Consider the following 17,917-nt stretch of genomic DNA (forward strand, 5'->3'; position numbering starts at 1 on the left):
ACCGGCCGAAAGCCCAAGTACGTCCAGTACGAGGACTTCCGGCCGGCACGCCGAGAGCACGCACCGGACGTCACTCCTTGACGGGCGAACGTTGCATGCCGGGGCACTAGGAACTTCCGGCGCAGGACACTAGTCAGCGCGGGCCGTCCACCCCCTGGCCTCGATGCGGGCCGCGTCCGCCGGGCGTGCCTCGTCGAACAGGATGTCGCCGGCCGTCTCGACCCGCAGCGCGTCGACGTAGGCTCCGCGGCCCACGTACAGCCGGTCCGTCGTGTACCGCCAGCGCAGGGCGACCTGGCGGGCCGCCGGGAGACCGGCCGTCAGCCGGTGCCAGACGCGGCCCGAGAAGCCGGTGGCGCTGCCCGCCGGGTGCTGCTCGGGTTCCTCGCCCCGGCTCTCGGTGGTGAACGGGACCGGCTGCCAGGTGGCGCCGCCGTCCGCCGTCGATTCGAGCACCAGCACGTCCGACTGCGGCTCGGTGTCCCACCACAGGGCGCACCCCAGCCGCGCCCCGCCGGCCGAGGTGTCGAGCGCGGGAAGGGTCAGGGTCGCCGTGGTGGCGCTCGTCATGCCCGAGAACCAGGCCGTACGGCCCCGCGCCGGGCGTACCGGTACGGCCCGCGCCAGGTTGTTACCGGCCGCGACCCGGGGCGCGGATCCGGAGCGCCAGCTGCGCACCGGGTGCACGGAGTTGCCGAGGACGATCAGGAAGGAGTCCGTCGTCGGGTCCAGGACCAGGGAGGTGCCGGTGAAGCCGGTGTGCCCGGCGGTGCGCGGGGTCGCCATCGCGCCCATGTACCAGTGCTGGTACAGCTCGAAGCCCAGGCCGTGCTCGTTCCCGGGAAAGGCGGTGTTGAAGTCGGTGAACATCAACTCCACCGAGTCCTCCTGCAGGATGCGGGTACGCCCGTAGGCGCCGCCGTTGAGGAGCGTACGGCCGAGGACCGCGAGGTCCCACGCGCAGGAGAACACCCCTGCGTGACCTGCCACGCCACCGAGGCTGAAGGCGTTCTCGTCGTGCACCTCGCCCCAGACCAGTCCGCGGTCCAGCCCGGACCAGGGCCTGCGGGCGTCCTCGGTGGCCGCGATCAACGGGCGCCAGGAGGCGGGTGGGTTGTAGCGGGTGCGGTCGAGGCCGAGGGGCCCGGTGATCTCCTCGCGCAGCAGCCTGTCCAGCGCGCGTCCCGTGATCTGTTCCAGGACGAGTTGCAGGGAGATCAGGTTCAGGTCCGAGTAGAGGTAGGCGGTGCCGGGCGGGTTGACGGGCGCCTCGTCCCGGATGAGCTCCAGTTTGCCCTCGTGGGTCGGCGCCTCGTACAGCGGGATCCAGGCGCGGAACCCCGAGGTGTGGGTGAGGAGTTGACGGATGGTGATGTTCTGCTTGCCCGCGCGGCCGAAGTCCGGGAGGTAGGAGGCCACCCTGCCCTCCAGCGCCAGGGCGCCCCGCTCGATCTGCTGCACGGCGAGCAGGGAGGTGAACAGCTTGGAGACGGAGGCCAGGTCGAAGACGGTCTCCCGGGACATGGGGATCCGACGGTCGGGCGGGAACTCCACGCCGGTGTCGGTCTTCTCGTCGTACGCCGAGTAGCGCACCGCCATGCCGATCGGCTGGTGCAGCGCCACGATGCCGCCGCGCCCGGCGAGCAGCACGGCGCCCGCATACCAGGGGTGCCTGGGGGAAGGGCCGAGGAACGTCTCCGCGTCTGCCACGAGTTGACGCAGGTGGGCGGGGAGGAGACCGGCGCGTTCGGGTGAGCCGTGCCGCAATGTGGGGTGACCGGCCGCGGTCGCGGCGCCGGCCGGCCCCGCGGGAAGGGCGGCGAGCGCCAGGGCACCACCGAGGACCAGGGAGGCCCGTGCCAGTTGGCGGCGGGTCAGCCCGCCGTCGCCCATGCCTGCCGCATCGTCGGTCATGGTGGGGGCCTCCCGTCGCACCGCCTGAAAGTATCTTTCGGGGCTTGTTGCGCGCGGTGAAACTTTCGTGTCAGTCGGGGCGGGTGTCAACGGTGAGTACCGGCCGAAGAGAATCTGACGGCCTATCAGAAAAGGTCTTCCGTCGTCCGGAGGACTGCGGCATCCTGCGCCCATGCAGACGGAGCTGAGCCAGCAACTCGGAGTCGAGCACGCCGTCTTCGGCTTCACGCCGTTCCCCGCCGTCGCCGCGGCCATCAGCCGGGCCGGCGGCTTCGGGGTGCTCGGCGCGGTCCGCTACACCGCCCCGGACGAACTCAAGCGGGACCTGGACTGGCTGGAGGCACACGCCGAGGGCCGGCCCTACGGCCTGGACGTCGTCATGCCCGCCAAGAAGGTCGAAGGAGTCAGTGAGGCGGACGTCGAGGCGATGATCCCCGAGGGGCACCGGCAGTTCGTCCGGGAAACCCTCGCCCGGCACGGCGTACCCGAACTGCCCGGGGGAGAGACGTCCGGCTGGCGCATCACCGGCTGGATGGAGCAGGTCGCCCGCACCCAGCTCGACGTCGCCTTCGACTACCCGATCGGACTGCTCGCGAACGCTCTCGGCTCCCCGCCCGCCGACGTGGTGACCCGCGCCCACGACCGGGGCGTCCTGGTCGCCGCGCTCGCCGGCAGTGCCCGGCACGCCCACAAGCACAAGGACGCGGGCATCGACATCGTGGTCGCCCAGGGCTACGAGGCGGGCGGCCACACCGGCGAGATCGCCACCATGGTGCTCACCCCCGAGATCGTCGACGCCGTCGCCCCGCTGCCCGTGCTGGCCGCGGGCGGCATCGGCAGCGGGCAGCAGATGGCCGCCGCGCTCGCCCTCGGTGCCCAGGGCGTGTGGCTGGGCTCCGTCTGGCTCACCACCACCGAGGCCGACCTCCACTCGCCCGCCCTGACCCGCAAACTGCTCGCCGCCGGCTCCGGCGACACCGTCCGCTCCCGCGCGCTGACCGGCAAACCCGCACGCCAGCTCCGCACCGAGTGGACCGACGCCTGGGAGGATCCGGACGGGCCCGGCACGCTGCCCATGCCGCTGCAGGGCCTGCTGGTCGCCGAGGCGGTCTCCCGTATCCAGAAGTACGAGGTCGAACCGCTGCTCGGCACTCCCGTCGGCCAGATCGTCGGCCGGATGACCGGCGAGCGCAGTGTCCAGGCCGTCTTCGACGACCTCACCCGCGGCTTCGAGCAGGCGGTCGACCGCATCAACCGCATCGCCGGAAGGAGCGGCAAGTGACGAGCAGCCCCCGTGCAGGCGCCGAGAGCGCACCCCCCACCGGCTTCTGGGCCCAGGCCACCGCCGACGCCGACCGCGGGATCCTGGTCGCCCCGGACGGCGCGGAGTGGACCGCCGGACGGCTGCACGCCGCCGCCAACCGGCTCGTCCACGGGCTGCGCGCGGCCGGCCTGGAACGCGGCGACGCCTTCGCGGTCGTCCTGCCCAACGGCGTCGAGTTCTTCACCGCGTACCTGGCCGCGAGCCAGGCCGGCTTCTATCTCGTCCCCGTCAACCACCACCTCGTCGGCCCGGAGATCGCCTGGATCGTCGCGGACTCGGGTGCCAAGGTGCTCATCGCGCACCAGCGGTTCGCGGAGTCCGCACGCCAGGCGGCCCACGAGGCGGGGCTGCCCGCCACCCAGCGGTACGCGGTCGGGGCGGTCGAGGGCTTCCGGCCCTACTCCGAACTCCTGGAGGGGCAGCCGGACTCGGTGCCCGCGGACCGCACCCTCGGCTGGGTCATGAACTACACCTCGGGCACCACCGGCCGCCCGCGCGGCATCCGGCGCCCGCTGCCCGGCAAACCGCCCGAGGAGGCCTACCTGGGCGGCTTCCTCGGCATCTTCGGCATCCGGCCCTTCGACGACAACGTGCACCTGGTGTGCTCGCCGCTCTACCACACGGCCGTGCTCCAGTTCGCGGGCGCGTCGCTGCACATCGGGCACCGGCTGGTCCTCATGGACAAGTGGACACCACAGGAGATGCTCCGTCTCATCGACGCCCACCGGTGCACCCACACGCACATGGTCCCCACCCAGTTCCACCGGCTGCTGGCCCTCCCCCAGGAGGTGCGGGCCCGCTACGACGTCTCCTCCATGCGGCACGCCATCCACGGCGCGGCACCCTGCCCCGACCACGTCAAACGGGCCATGATCGACTGGTGGGGCCACTGTGTGGAGGAGTACTACGCGGCCAGCGAGGGCGGCGGAGCCTTCGCCACCGCCGAGGACTGGCTGAAGAAACCCGGCACCGTGGGCAAGGCCTGGCCGATCAGCGAGCTCGCGATCTTCGACGACGACGGCAGGCGGCTGCCGCCCGGGGAACTGGGCACCGTCTACATGAAGATGACCACCGGCGGCTTCTCCTACCACAAGGACGAGGCGAAGACGCGCAAGAACCGCATCGGGGACTTCTTCACCGTGGGCGACCTGGGCTACCTCGACGAGGACGGCTACCTCTTCCTGCGCGACCGCAAGATCGACATGATCATCTCGGGCGGCGTCAACATCTACCCGGCGGAGATCGAGTCCGCGTTGCTCGCCCATCCCGCCGTCGCAGACGCCGCCGTCTTCGGCGTGCCGCACGACGACTGGGGCGAGGAGGTCAAGGCCGTCGTCGAACCCGCCCACGGGCACCGGCCGGGCCCGGATCTGGCCGCCGCCCTCCTGGACCACTGCGCCCGCCGGCTCGCCGGCTACAAGCGGCCCCGGAGCGTCGACTTCATCGCCGAGATGCCCCGCGATCCCAACGGCAAGCTGTACAAGCGGCGGCTGCGCGACCCGCACTGGGAAGGACGCACCCGGCCGGTCTGACCGTGGACACCGGGCGGGACGTGCCCGCGGCCGAACCGGGACGCGAACCGCGCAAAAGGGTGTGCGAGGGAAGGCCGAGTGCTTGACCTGTCCGTGCGGCAGGCCGAGGATCACGTGTCATGACGCCTGGACAGGGGAGCACGGTTGACGGAGTCCTGCGCCGCAGCGCCCGGCGCACCCCGGCGCGGGTCGCCGTCGAGTACGGCGAGCGCTCCTGGACGTACGGGGAACTCGACGACGCCGTCTCCCGGGCGGCCGGCGTCCTGCTCGACCAGGGTCTGACGCCGGGCGACCGGGTGGGTGCCTACGGGCACAACTCCGACGCGTATCTGATCGGCTTTCTCGCCTGCGCCCGCGCCGGCCTGGTGCACGTGCCGGTCAACCAGAACCTCACCGGCGACGACCTCACGTACATCGTCGGCCAGTCCGGCTGCACGCTGGTGCTCGCCGACCCGGCCCTCGCGGGCCGGCTGCCCCAGAGCACGAGGACCCTGCCGTTGCGCGACACCGGCGACTCGCTCCTGGCGAGGCTGGCGCAGACACCGCCGTACGACGGGCCCGAGCCGCGCGCCGAGGACCTCGTGCAACTGCTGTACACCTCCGGCACGACCGCCCTGCCCAAGGGCGCGATGATGACCCACCGGGCCCTGGTCCACGAGTACCTGAGCGCGATCACCGCGCTCGACCTCGGCGCGGGCGACCGGCCCGTGCATTCGCTGCCGCTGTACCACTCGGCGCAGATGCACGTCTTTCTGCTGCCGTACCTCGCGGTCGGCGCGACGAACATCGTCCTCGACGCGCCCGACGGCGACCGGCTGTTCGACCTGATCGAGGCCGGTCGGGTGGACAGCCTGTTCGCGCCGCCCACGGTGTGGATCGGTCTGGCCAACCGCCCCGACTTCGCCACCCGCGACCTGGACGCGCTGCGCAAGGCGTTCTACGGGGCCTCCATCATGCCGGTGCCCGTCCTTGAGCGGCTGCGCGCCCGCCTGCCCGAGCTGGCGTTCTACAACTGCTTCGGACAGAGCGAGATCGGCCCCCTGGCCATGGTCCTGGCACCCGACGAGCACAAGGGCCGCATGGACTCCTGCGGGCGGCCGGTGCTGTTCGTGGACGCCCGGGTGGTGGACGAGGACGGCAAGGACGCGCCCGACGGCACACCCGGCGAAATCGTCTACCGCTCCCCGCAGTTGTGCGAGGGCTACTGGGACAAGCCCGAGGAGACCGCCGAGGCCTTCCGGGACGGCTGGTTCCACTCCGGCGACCTCGCGGTGCGCGACGCGCACGGCTACTTCACCGTGGTCGACCGGGTCAAGGACGTCATCAACTCCGGTGGTGTGCTGGTCGCCTCGCGTCAGGTCGAGGACGCGCTGTACACGCATCCGAAAGTCGCCGAGGTGGCGGTCGTCGGCCTGCCCGACGACCGGTGGATCGAAGCCGTCACGGCGTTCGTCGTTGCGAGCGGAGAGGTCACCGAGGCCGACCTGATCACCCACGCCCGCGAGCACCTCGCCCCCTTCAAGGCGCCCAAGCGGGTCCTGTTCGTCGACGCACTGCCGCGCAACGCCAGCGGCAAGATCCTCAAGCGGGAACTGCGGGACCGGTTCGGCGGAGAGCGGACGAACCCCGTCCAGACCTGAGTCTCCCGCAGGGCAGACACGAAGGCGGGGGCATGAACGGCGACACGCTCGGCTCGAACAGGCCCTGCCCGCGCACATCGCCGACGGCCGGCGCACCGGCGCACGGCAATCGCGTCATCGCCGCACCTCCTCGCCGCGGGGCTGCTCCCCGCGGGGCCGGCCGCCGGCCGTCAGGCACGCCAGCACGGCCACGGCGGCGCCGATGTACAGCAGCGCCGGGTAGCTGAGGGCGTCCATGATCTGCCCCCCTGCGGCGCCCGCCAGGGACAGGCCCACGAACAGCGCGCTGTTGTTCCACGACAGCATCGCCGTCGCCCACTCGGGGAACAGGTCGACCAGGTGGCGCTGCTGGGCGGGGAAGAAGGCATACGCGGCCAGCGCGAAGAGCCCCAGCGCGCAGGCCAGGGCCCAGGTGACGGGGTACATCAGCGCCACGACGGCCTCCAGCACGGCGGTCAGCGCCAGCGCCGACCTGGCGACCCGCACGGCCCCCGCCCGGTCGGCGAACCGGCCGCCCACCTGACCGCCCACGACGGCGCCGACGCCGTAGACCACCAGCAGCCACGTCTCGCGGCCCGCCCTGCCGTCGGCGTGCAGCGCGACCGCCAGGAAGGTGTAGAGGCAGTACACGGAGAAGGCCCACAGCGCGGTGACCGCGACGGCGGACATCGCGACGCGGGTACCGGTCCGCCCGCCCGGCTCCGGCGTCCGCCCCGGGGCCGCGGCCGCCGGGACCGGCCGGGCACGCCAGACGAACGCGTGGGGGAACGCCAGCAGGAACGTGCCCCCGGCCAGGATGACGAAGGCGGCCTGCCAGCCCAGATGGCGGCCCAGCAGCGACCCGGCCGGGGCGCCCACCCACAGGGCGGTCAGCAGGCCCGATCCCACGACGGCCAGCACCTGGGCCCGGGCCTGGGGCCGGGCACGGGTGCTGACCAGTGCGTACACAGTGGGGCCGGTGGCGGCTGCTGCGACGCCGGCCACCACGCGGGTCAGCAGCAGCAGGCCGAAGCCGGGAGCCAGGGCGGTGGCGGTGTTGGCCAACGAGAACAGCACCAGGGCCCCCACCAGGACCGTGGCACGGTCCCTGCGGTCGGAGAGCCAGCCCGCGAAGGGCGAGGCCACCACATAGGCGATCGAGAAGGCCGTGACCAGCAAGCCGGTGCTGGTCGCGGAGACGCCGAACGACGCGGCGATGGCGGGAAGCAGCGGTGCCACCACGAACAGATCGGTTCCCACGAGGAACTGGGTGAGCCAGGCCAGCGCGACTGGTCCGGCGGAGAGGCCGGGTGCCGTCTGAACGACCTGCTTGCCGCCCGCCGAGTGCATAACCTGACGCTAGAGGCTCCGCCGAGAGGCGGCCACCGGGGCCCGGCGTGCATGCCGCCCGCTCAGGAACGCGCTGTACTCTCGCGTCCGTGGCCGGGCGCGAACCACACACGGACGTCCGTCACGAGCGCAGATCCACGATCCGCCTGATCTTGCCCACCGACCGCTCCAGCGACTCCGGTTCGACGATCTCCACCGCGACCGACACGCCGATGCCGTCCTTCACCGCCGTCGCGATGGCCCGTGCGGCGGCCTGCCGCACCTCGGGCCCGGCGTCGGGGCGGGCCTCGGCGCGCACCGTGAGGGCGTCGAGGCGGCCCTCGCGGGTGAGCCACAGCTGGAAGTGGGGTGCGACGCCCGGGGTGCGCAGCACGATCTCCTCGATCTGGGTGGGGAAGAGGTTCACGCCGCGCAGGATCACCATGTCGTCGCTGCGGCCGGTGACCTTCTCCATGCGCCGGAAGACGCGCGCCGTGCCGGGCAGCAGCCGCGTCAGGTCCCGCGTCCGGTAGCGGATCACCGGCATGGCCTCCTTGGTGAGCGAGGTGAACACCAGCTCGCCCTGAGCCCCCTCCGGCAGCACCTCACCCGTGATCGGGTCGACGACCTCGGGATAGAAGTGGTCCTCCCAGATGTGCAGGCCGTCCTTGGTCTCCACGCACTCCTGCGCGACCCCCGGACCGATCACCTCCGACAGCCCGTAGAGGTCGACCGCGTCGATCGCGAACCGTTCCTCGATCTCCCGCCGCATCTCCTCGGTCCACGGCTCCGCACCGAAGACGCCGACGCGCAGGGAGGTGCCGCGCGGGTCGACGCCCTGGCGTTCGAACTCGTCGAGGAGGGTGAGCATGTACGACGGGGTCACCATGATGATCCGGGGCCGCAGGTCCTGGATCAGCTGCACCTGACGGGCCGTCATGCCCCCGGACGCGGGGACGACCGTACAGCCGAGCCGTTCGGCGCCGTAGTGGACCCCGAGGCCACCGGTGAACAGCCCGTAGCCGTAGGCGACATGGACGGTGTCGCCGGGACGCCCACCGGCTGCGCGGATCGAACGGGCCACCATGTCCGCCCACATGGACAGGTCGCTGTCGGTGTAGCCGACGACCGTGGGGCGTCCGGTCGTACCGCTGGAGGCATGGATGCGGCGGATGCGGTCCCGCGGTACGGCGAACATCCCGTACGGGTAGTTCTCCCGCAGGTCCGCCTTGGTGGTGAAGGGGAAGAGGGCGAGGTCGGCGAGCGAACGGCAGTCGTCGGGACGTACCCCCGCCTTGTCGAAGGAGTCGCGGTAGAAGGGCACGTTCTCATAGGCGTGCCCCAGCGAGGCCCGCAGCCGCTCCAGCTGCAGCGACCGCAGCTCCTGCGCGTCCAGCCGTTCCCCCGAGTCCAGCAGCTCCGTCGCATCCGCCATCGGGGTTCTCCCTCACCAACCATCTCCCTACGGGCGACCGATCATTCGGTCGAGGCGCTGGAGATCAGTAATCCAGGCCGCCGCTCCCCGGGCAAGACTTTGGCGGCCACTTTCTCGACGACACCGGTGGGGCCGTCGTCCTGCGGAAAAGGCATTGTGGCGGGAGCCGGCGCGCCGGGATGATCGAGCCCGTGCCGACCTTCACCGCGCCCGACGGGACACAGCTGGCCTACCACGTGCGTGGGGAGGGTGAGCCTCTCGTCGTGCTGCCCGGAGGCCCGATGCGGGCCTCCGCCTACCTCGGCGACCTGGGCGGCCTTGCTGCCCACCGCCGGCTGGTCCTGCTCGACCTGCGCGGCACGGGGGACTCCGCGGTGCCGGCGGACCCCGCGACGTACCGCTGCGACCGGCAGGTGGACGACGTGGAGGCCCTGCGCCTGCACCTGGGCCTGGACCGGATGGACCTGCTCGGGCATTCGGCCGGTGGCAGCCTGGCCGTGCTGTACGCGGCCCGGCGTCCCCGGCGGGTCGCACGGCTCGTACTGGTCAGTACCGCCCTGCGGCCTCTCGGTATGCGCGCGGGTGCCGAGGACCGGCTGGCCGCGGCCCGGATGCGCGAGGACGAGCCGTGGTTCGACCAGGCGTATCCGGCGCTGCGGTCCTGGCTGGCCGGTACGGGCGACTACGACGCGGCGTGCGCCCCCTTCTTCTACGGTCGCTGGGACGAGACCGCCCGCGCCCACGCCGAGGCCGACGAGCAGCAGACCAACGAAGAGGCCGCCGACCGTTACTTCGCCGAGGCCGCGTTCGACCCGGTCGCCACGCGTGCCGCACTCCAGGATCTGACCGCCCCGGTTCTCGTTCTCACCGGCGGACTTGACGGCGGACCCCGCCCCGAGCCGGCCCGTCGTGCCGCCGAGGCCTTCCCGCACTCCGAGGTCGCGGTGCAGCCCGGCGCCGGGCACTATCCGTGGCTGGACGACCCCGACTGGTTCGTACGGCGCGTCGGCACGTTCCTCGGCGGCCCCGGACTGCCGCCGACGAAGTAGGTGCGGCTGAAGGGCGAGTAGGCATACCTGGTGCAGGTCGTGCCGTGCCCGGGAGGTCGTGTCGTGTCCCGGACTGGATTCCGGTGCCGGCGAGAACCGCGTCGGCCGGTGAGCAACGCCGCGGGTGCGTGGCGCCGATCGGTCGGCGCGCCGTCCGGCCGCCTCCAGGGCGGCCCGGGGCCGTGAGCTGGTTGCAGCCGCGTGAGGCCGACCGCCGGGCCAACAGCGCTCGCTGTACGACGTCTGCGCTCCTTCACACGAGACGGTCCGGTGGGGCGGGAGATCAGTCAGCGCGCGGCCGCCGCCGCCACCTGCCGCGCCCACCGGTAGTCCGCCTTGCCGCTCGGCGAGCGCCGGACGGACTCGGTGATCACCAACTGGCGCGGGATCTTGTAACCCGCCAGCTGGGCGCGGCAGTGTGCCTGGATCTGCTCGAGTGACGGCTGGGGGGCGCCCTCGCGCAGCTGCACCACGGCCGCCACGTGGTTGCCCCAGGTCGCGTCCGGCACCCCGGCCACCAGCGCGTCGTAGACGTCCGGATGGGACTTGAGCGCCTGCTCGACCTCCTCGGGGTACACCTTCTCGCCGCCGGTGTTGATGCACTGCGAGCCCCGGCCGAGCACCGTGACCACACCCTCCTCGTCGACGGTTGCCATGTCGCCGAGCAGCACCCAGCGCTCGCCGTCCTTCTCGAAGAACGTCTCGGCCGTTTTCCCCGGATCGTTGTAGTAGCCGAGCGGCACGTGGCCGCACTGGGCGACCCGGCCCACCTCGCCGACGGCCACCGGCTCGTGCGTTGCCGGATCGACCACCCGCGTACGGGAGTTGACGCGGATGCGGAAGCCGCGCCCGGGTCCGGAGTCCTCCGTCGCCGTGCCGTTGAACCCGGACTCCGAGGAGCCGAAGTTGTTCAGCAGCATCGCGTCGGGTACCAGTTCGCGAAACTGCCTGCGCACCGTCTCCGACAGGATCGCGCCCGACGACGACACGCTGAACAGCGAGGAGCAGTCGGTGCCCTTCATGGGTCCGTTCAGCGCGTCGATCAGCGGCCGCAGCATCGCGTCGCCCACCAGCGACATGCTGGTGACCTTCTCCTTCTCGACGGTCCGCAGTACTTCCTCGGCCACGAACTTGCGGTGGACCACGATGCGTTGCCCGAAGTGGAAGCCGATGAACGCCGTGAGGGTGGAGGTGCCGTGCATCAGCGGGGGAGTGGGGAAGAAGGTGATGCCGGCGCCGCCGGCCGCCACCCTTTCCGCCAGCTCCTGCGGCCGTTTGACCGGCTCCCCGGTCGGTGCGCCGCCGCCGAGCCCGGAGAAGAACAAGTCCTCCTGCCGCCACATCACGCCCTTGGGCATCCCGGTCGTGCCGCCGGTGTAGATGATGAACTGGTCGTCCGCCGACCGCGCGGGAAATCCGCGTTCGGGCGACCCCGCCGCCTCGGCGTCCCGGAAGGCGGCGGCCGGCACCTCCCGGCACCCGGGCTCCGGCGCCCCCGCCCGCACCAGGTGCCGCAGTCGCTCCGCGCGCGGCAGGGCGGCCGCCACCCGGTCGGTGAACTCCGCGTCGAACACCAGCGCCACCAGATCGGCGTCCCGGTAGAGGTACACCAACTCCTCTTCGACGTAACGGTAGTTGACGTTGACCGGGACGACCCGGGCCTTCAGACAGCCCAGCACCGTCTGCAGGTACTCGACGCCGTTGTACAGGTGCAGACCGAGGTGCTCGCCGGGGCGGATCCCGCTGTCGATCAGGTGGTGGCCGATTCGGTTCGCGGCCGCGTCCAGCTCCGCGTACGTGAGCCGGCGTTCGGCGCCCGTTCCCGGGTGATCGACGTACACGAGTGCCTCGCGGTCCGGGACCACGTCGACGACCGACTCGAACAGGTCGGCAAGGTTGTACTCCACCGCTCCTCCTGACCCAGGCAACGCTCGGCGAAGAAAGGCGCATGCGTCGGCTCGCCGGTCATCAGAGCAAAGGGCACCGCAACTGTGAAGGGCCCGCGCAGCAGAAATCTGACTGCCTGTCAGAAAACTCTTGAAGTGCCCTCCCCACTCCTGCAACCTGTTCTCGTTCAGCAGACGGGAGACCGCAATGGGTGGGACGGAACACCTCACCGTGCGGCGCGAAGGCGCCACACTGGTGCTCACGCTCAACAGGCCCGACGCCAAGAACGCCCTCTCGCTTCCCATGCTGGTCGGCCTGTACGACGGCTGGCTGGCGGCCGACGAGGACGACGCGATCCGCTCGATCGTGCTCACCGGCGCCGGCGGAACGTTCTGCGCCGGGATGGACCTCAAGGCCCTGGCCGGCCAGGGCATGCGGGGGGAGCGGTACCGCGACCGGCTCAAGGCCGACCCGGACCTGCACTGGAAGGCGATGCTGCGCCACCACCGCCCCCGCAAGCCGGTGATCGCCGCCGTCGAGGGGTACTGCGTGGCCGGTGGCACGGAGATCCTCCAGGGCACCGACATCCGGGTCGCGGGCGAGTCCGCGACCTTCGGCCTGTTCGAGGTCAGGCGCGGCCTGTTCCCGATCGGTGGCTCCACGGTCCGGCTGCAACGCCAGATCCCGCGCACCCACGCCCTGGAGATGCTGCTCACCGGCCGCCCGTACGGCGCCCGCGAGGCAGCGGACATCGGTCTCGTCGGCCATGTCGTCCCCGACGGCACCGCGCTCACCAAGGCGCTGGAGATCGCCGGGCAGATCAACGTCTGCGGCCCTCTGGCCGTCGAGGCCGTGAAGGCGTCCGTGTACGAGACCGCCGAACTGACCGAGACCGAGGGTCTGGCCGCCGAACTCAGGCGCGGCTGGCCGGTGTTCGACACGGCCGACGCCAAGGAGGGCGCCCGCGCCTTCACCGAGAAGCGGCCGCCCGTCTACAAGCGTGCGTGACCGAGGCGAAGGAGCAAGCCCGCCATGCCCGACATCCTCAAAGCCCCCCTCGTGGTCGAGTTCCCCTTCACCCGTTCCCTCGGCCCCGTGCAGAGCGCCTTCCTGACCGGACTGCGGGAACGCCTCGTCCTCGGGGTGAGGGCCGCGGACGGCAGGACCCTGGTGCCGCCCGTCGAATACGACCCCGTCACCGCCGAGGAACTCCGCCACCTCGTCGAGGTCGCCGCCACCGGCACGGTCACGACCTGGGCGTGGAACTCCGAACCACGCCGTGGCCAGCCCCTTCCCACGCCCTTCGCCTGGGTCCTGGTCCGCCTCGACGGCGCCGACACCGCCCTGCTGCACGCCCTGGACGCGCCCGGACCGGACAGCGTCCACACCGGCATGCGTGTGCGGATCCGGTGGGCCGGCGAACGCTCCGGCGCGATCACGGACATCGCCTGCTTCGAACCGTACGAGGGCGACGCGTCCGCAACGACCGGCCACAGCGGTGAGTTCGCGGATCCGGTCACCGGCATCGTCGCAGCCGCCCGGCTCGACTACACCTACTCGCCCGGCCGCGCCCAGTCCGCCTACATCGACGCCCTCTCCGGCCGGCGGACCGTCGGCGAGCGCTGCCCGTCCTGCCGCAAGGTCTACGTACCGCCCAGAGGCGCCTGCCCCACCTGCGGTGTCGCCACGACGGACCAGGTGGAAGTCGGTCCCCGCGGCACGGTCACCACCTTCTGCATCGTCAACATCAAGGCCGCACATACACCGAATCTCGACATCGAGGTGCCGTACGTCTACGCGCACATCGCCCTCGACGGTGCCGACCTGGCCCTGCACGGCCGCATCGGTGGAATCCCCTACGACCAGGTGCGGATGGGGCTGCGGGTCGAGCCGGTGTGGACCGACGGGGCCCGCTACCCCGACCACTACCGGCCCACCGGCGAACCCGACGCGGACTACGAGACCTACAAGGAGCTGCTGTGACGCGGAAGATCGCCGTTGTGGCCTTCGCACAGACCGACCACCGGCGCACCAGCGACGAGCTCTCCGAGGTGGAGATGCTCATGCCGGTCCTGCACGACGTCCTCGCCCAGACCGGCCTGAAGACCGCCGACATCGGCTTCACCTGCTCCGGCTCCAGCGACTATCTCGCCGGACGGGCCTTCTCCTTCACCCTCGCCCTCGACGGTGTCGGCGCCTGGCCGCCGATCTCCGAGTCGCACGTCGAGATGGACGGCGCGTGGGCGCTGTACGAGGCGTGGACGAAACTGCTGACCGGGGACGCCGACACCGCACTGGTGTACTCGTACGGCAAGTCCTCGCCCGGCTCGGTGCGCGACGTGCTCACCCGGCAGCTCGACCCGTACTACCTGGCGCCGCTGTGGCCGGACTCCGTCGCCCTGGCCGCCCTCCAGGCCCGGGCCCTGATCGACGCGGGGGAGACCGACGAGCCCGCGCTCGCCGCCGTGGGCGCCCGCAGCCGCGCGGCCGCGGCCGCCAACTCCCATGCCCAGCTGCGCGGTTCGGTGCCCCACGGCGACTACGTGGTACGGCCCTTGCACACCGGCGACTGCCCGCCCATCGGCGACGGCGCCGCCGCGGTGATCCTCGCGGCCGGGGAAAGGGCCCGCGACCTGTGCCCCCGGCCCGCCTGGATCCGGGGTGCCGACCACCGGATCGAGGCGCACGGGCTCGGAGTGCGCGACCTGACCGACTCACCGTCCACCCGCATGGCCGCCGAACGGGCCGGTGCCTTCGACCGGCCGGTCGACACCGCCGAGCTGCACGCGCCCTTCACCTCGCAGGAAGTGGTGCTGCGCAAGGCGCTCAGGCTCGGCGCCGGCGTCCGCGTCAACCCGTCCGGCGGGGCCCTCGCCGCCAACCCGGTCATGGCCGCGGGGCTGATCCGCATCGGCGAGGCGGCCGCCCGCATCCAGCGGGGGGAGTCCGACCGCGCCCTGGCCCACGCCACCTCCGGCCCCTGTCTGCAGCAGAACCTGGTCGCCGTACTCGAAGGGGATCCCCGATGAGCAAGGAGCCCGTGGCCGTCGTAGGGATCGGCCAGACCAAGCACGTGGCGGCGCGGCGGGACGTGTCCATCGCCGGGCTGGTCCGGGAGGCCGCCCGCCGGGCCCTGGACGACGCCGAGTTGACCTGGCAGGACGTCGAGGCCGTCGTCATCGGCAAGGCGCCCGACTTCTTCGAGGGCGTGATGATGCCGGAGCTGTACCTGGCCGACGCGCTCGGCGCGGTCGGCAAACCCATGCTCCGGGTGCACACCGCCGGCTCGGTCGGCGGATCCACCGCCCTCGTCGCCGCCGGCCTGGTCGCCGCCCGGGTGCACGGCACCGTGCTCACCGTGGCCTTCGAGAAGCAGTCCGAGTCGAACGCCATGTGGGGGCTGTCCCTGCCGATCCCCTTCCAGCAGCCGCTGCTCGCCGGCGCGGGCGGCTTCTTCGCCCCGCACGTCCGCGCCTACATGCGGCGCAGCGGAGCGCCCGACACGATCGGCTCCCTGGTCGCCTACAAGGACCGGCGCAACGCCCTGAAGAACCCCTACGCCCACCTCCACGAACAGGACATCACCCTGAAGAAGGTCCAGGCCTCGCCGATGCTGTGGGACCCGATCCGCTACTCCGAGACCTGCCCGTCCTCCGACGGCGCCTGCGCCATGGTCCTCACCGGCCGCACCGGAGCCGCCCGCGCGCCCCGGCCGCCCGCCTGGATGCTGGGCGGAGCCATGCGCAGCGAGCCCACCCTCTTCGCGGGCAAGGACTTCGTCTCGCCGCAGGCCGGCAAGGACTGTGCCGCCGACGTCTACCGGCAGGCCGGCATCGCCGATCCGCGCCGGGACATCGACGCCGTCGAGATGTACGTGCCGTTCTCCTGGTACGAGCCCATGTGGCTGGAGAACCTCGGTTTCGCCGAGGAGGGCGAGGGCTGGAAGCTCACCGAGTCCGGGGTGACCGAGCTCGACGGGGACCTGCCCGTCAACATGTCGGGCGGTGTCCTCTCCACCAATCCGATCGGCGCCTCGGGCATGATCCGCTTTGCGGAGGCGGCCCTCCAGGTGCGTGGGCAGGCCGGAGAACACCAGGTGGAGGGGGCCAGGAGGGTCCTCGGACACGCCTACGGCGGAGGGTCCCAGTTCTTCTCCATGTGGCTCGTGGGATCGCGGCGTCCCGACTCCTGAAAGGTCCCCCACACGTGGCCTGTCGGCGGTCCGACGCGATCGCTAGGCTGGCCGCGGACGACGATTCGGGAGGAGCACGGACGTGGCCGAGAGCACTATCCAGCAGCACCCGCTCGCGGGATGGGACAAGCCGGACCTGGACCTGAGCAACGCCGAGTGGCAGTCCAGCAGCCGCGGCCTGGGGGATGTCCAGATCGCCTTTGTCGAGGGATTCATCGCGATGCGCAACAGCGGCCGCCCGGAAAGTCCCTCCCTGATCTTCACTCCCGCGGAGTGGGGCGCGTTCGTCTCGGGGGCACGAGAGGGGGAGTTCGACCTCACCTGACAGGTGAACCGGTGAACCAAGGCCCTGCCGTGGCCGACGCCGGTGCCCGGCCGGTCCCGGCAGGGAGCCAATGGACGGCGGTGCGCCTGTCATCAAGGGCGCCCAGCATGCGGGGCATGAAGGACCCGCCCGGCACAGACGCGCGCCCCACCCTCGACCTGGCCCTCACCATCCGCCACGACGGCCAGGGCGGCCTCGCCGACGACCTGGCCGACCCGCACGGGCTCACTGCCTGGGTCCGCGCCCACCCGTCCGTCGTACCGCACGCCGACCTCTACCTGGCCGACGCGGCCGTCCTCGCCGCCGTCCACGACCTGCGCGCCGCAGTCCGCGCCCTGTTCACCCGCGCCGTCCGCCCCGCCGAGCCGAGCCCCGCCGACGCCGGCCGGCTGATGCCCGTGGCCGACGCCGTCGAGCGGCTCAACGCGGAGGCCGCCCGCACACCCACCGTGCCGGCCCCGAACTGGGACGAGGACGCCGAACCCGTCGTCCGGCGCCGGGCCGTCAGCGGCCCCGGCGAGCCGACCCCGGCGCTTGCCCAGGCCGCCATCGCCTTCCTCGCCGGCCCCGACCGGCTGCGGCTGCGCGCCTGCCACGCGCCGCGCTGTGTGCGCTACTTCCTCAGGGAGCACCTCCGCCAGGAGTGGTGCAAGCCCTCCTGCGGCAACCGGGCCCGGGTCGCCCGCCACCACGATCGTCACCGGAAGACCGCGTAGCCCGCTCCGGTCGATTCCGCGCCCCCCGGTGGCCTACCGCACGTCACACCGCAGGCCGGGACACGTACCATGGCCGCATGTCGTTCCTCCGTCGCCGCAGCGCCACGCCCGCCGGGCCCGACTTCGACGTACTGGCCATGGACCCGGGCGACTGGCCCGGCAACCTGGGTGCCGGGCTGCTTCCCGCGCCCGACGGCACCTGCCAGGGTGTCTTCCTGCGCTACGACCTCTTCGGCGGCCGCGGGACCGCGATGATCATCGGCAATCTGCCGGAGGGCTCCCCGGCCCGCGACGTCGCCGAGGGCGAGATCCCCTTCGAGGCGGCGCAGCTGCTCCTGGCCCTGGGGAACGACGAGGAGATCACCGTCGTCGGTGTCGAGGACATGCCGGTGCTGCAGGGCGACAACCTCCTGATCGTGCGGCGTCTGAAGCTCTCCGAGAGCCGGATCTCCTGCGTGCAGTTCGACCGCAGCGACGGCGTCCTGGTCACCATCGCCGCCTGGGACCGCCCGATCACCGACGACCTGTACGCCCTCCTCAAGCCGCTGCCCGCCGAGCTCTTCCAGCAGGGCTGACAGCCCGGCCCCTCGATTCC

General features: G+C 72.0%; 15 protein-coding genes. 11 read left to right on the plus strand and 4 right to left on the minus strand.

Translation table 11 applies throughout. The features are described from left to right. Positions 1-129: 129 nt before the first annotated feature. Complete coding sequence (locus tag AB0A61_RS36870; protein ID WP_361302640.1) at positions 130-1,914, minus strand: serine hydrolase; 1,785 nt, start codon at positions 1,912-1,914, stop codon at positions 130-132. A 172-nt stretch (positions 1,915-2,086) separates the two neighbouring features. Here AB0A61_RS36870 and AB0A61_RS36875 point away from each other — a divergent pair, with 172 nt between their 5' ends. From AB0A61_RS36875 to AB0A61_RS36885, 3 genes are all read left to right on the plus strand, one after another. After that, positions 2,087-3,196: a nitronate monooxygenase gene (locus AB0A61_RS36875; RefSeq protein ID WP_361302643.1), complete on the plus strand. Its 1,110-nt coding sequence runs from the start codon at positions 2,087-2,089 to the stop codon at positions 3,194-3,196. After that, positions 3,193-4,770, plus strand: coding sequence for an acyl-CoA synthetase (locus AB0A61_RS36880; protein ID WP_361302646.1), 1,578 nt, complete (start codon positions 3,193-3,195; stop codon positions 4,768-4,770). Before AB0A61_RS36875 ends, AB0A61_RS36880 begins: the two co-directional genes overlap by 4 nt. Before the next feature lie 119 nt (positions 4,771-4,889). After that, positions 4,890-6,410, plus strand: coding sequence for an acyl-CoA synthetase (locus AB0A61_RS36885; RefSeq protein ID WP_361302649.1), 1,521 nt, complete (start codon positions 4,890-4,892; stop codon positions 6,408-6,410). Between the two features lie 114 nt (positions 6,411-6,524). Here AB0A61_RS36885 and AB0A61_RS36890 read toward each other — a convergent pair whose 3' ends face one another. After that, positions 6,525-7,739, minus strand: coding sequence for an MFS transporter (locus AB0A61_RS36890; protein WP_361302652.1), 1,215 nt, complete (start codon positions 7,737-7,739; stop codon positions 6,525-6,527). Positions 7,740-7,860: 121 nt separating this feature from the next. Continuing rightward, a complete protein-coding gene (gene paaK, locus AB0A61_RS36895; RefSeq protein ID WP_361302655.1) occupies positions 7,861-9,153 on the minus strand; it encodes a phenylacetate--CoA ligase PaaK in 1,293 nt (430 codons plus the stop codon). A gap of 191 nt (positions 9,154-9,344) precedes the next feature. On the opposite strand from paaK, the gene AB0A61_RS36900 reads away from it, so the two are divergent. Beyond that, the gene (locus AB0A61_RS36900) at positions 9,345-10,202 is read left to right on the plus strand and encodes an alpha/beta hydrolase (protein ID WP_361302658.1); all 858 of its coding nucleotides are present in this window, start codon (positions 9,345-9,347) and stop codon (positions 10,200-10,202) included. Between the two features lie 287 nt (positions 10,203-10,489). Here AB0A61_RS36900 and AB0A61_RS36905 read toward each other — a convergent pair whose 3' ends face one another. Then, positions 10,490-12,109: an acyl-CoA synthetase gene (locus AB0A61_RS36905; protein WP_361302661.1), complete on the minus strand. Its 1,620-nt coding sequence runs from the start codon at positions 12,107-12,109 to the stop codon at positions 10,490-10,492. A 187-nt stretch (positions 12,110-12,296) separates the two neighbouring features. On the opposite strand from AB0A61_RS36905, the gene AB0A61_RS36910 reads away from it, so the two are divergent. From AB0A61_RS36910 to AB0A61_RS36940, 7 genes are all read left to right on the plus strand, one after another. Next, entirely contained in the window at positions 12,297-13,097 is an 801-nt protein-coding gene (locus AB0A61_RS36910; RefSeq protein WP_361302664.1) for a crotonase/enoyl-CoA hydratase family protein, read from the plus strand. Positions 13,098-13,121: 24 nt separating this feature from the next. After that, positions 13,122-14,072, plus strand: coding sequence for an OB-fold domain-containing protein (locus AB0A61_RS36915; protein ID WP_361302667.1), 951 nt, complete (start codon positions 13,122-13,124; stop codon positions 14,070-14,072). After that, positions 14,069-15,118, plus strand: coding sequence for a thiolase domain-containing protein (locus tag AB0A61_RS36920; protein WP_361302670.1), 1,050 nt, complete (start codon positions 14,069-14,071; stop codon positions 15,116-15,118). Before AB0A61_RS36915 ends, AB0A61_RS36920 begins: the two co-directional genes overlap by 4 nt. Next, a complete protein-coding gene (locus AB0A61_RS36925) occupies positions 15,115-16,281 on the plus strand; it encodes a thiolase domain-containing protein (RefSeq protein WP_361302673.1) in 1,167 nt (388 codons plus the stop codon). The genes AB0A61_RS36920 and AB0A61_RS36925 overlap by 4 nt, the downstream gene beginning before the upstream one ends. An 82-nt stretch (positions 16,282-16,363) precedes the next feature. Then, positions 16,364-16,606: a DUF397 domain-containing protein gene (locus AB0A61_RS36930; RefSeq protein ID WP_361302676.1), complete on the plus strand. Its 243-nt coding sequence runs from the start codon at positions 16,364-16,366 to the stop codon at positions 16,604-16,606. Positions 16,607-16,722: 116 nt separating this feature from the next. Beyond that, positions 16,723-17,322 (plus strand): ABATE domain-containing protein, encoded by a 600-nt coding sequence (locus AB0A61_RS36935; protein ID WP_361302678.1) that lies wholly within the window; start codon positions 16,723-16,725, stop codon positions 17,320-17,322. 77 nt (positions 17,323-17,399) lie between these two features. Further along, a complete protein-coding gene (locus AB0A61_RS36940) occupies positions 17,400-17,897 on the plus strand; it encodes a hypothetical protein (RefSeq protein ID WP_361302681.1) in 498 nt (165 codons plus the stop codon). The last annotated feature ends 20 nt before the right edge of the window (positions 17,898-17,917 follow it).

The sequence above is a fragment of the Streptomyces sp. NPDC046197 genome (assembly GCF_040646295.1).
GTDB lineage: Bacteria > Actinomycetota > Actinomycetes > Streptomycetales > Streptomycetaceae > Streptomyces.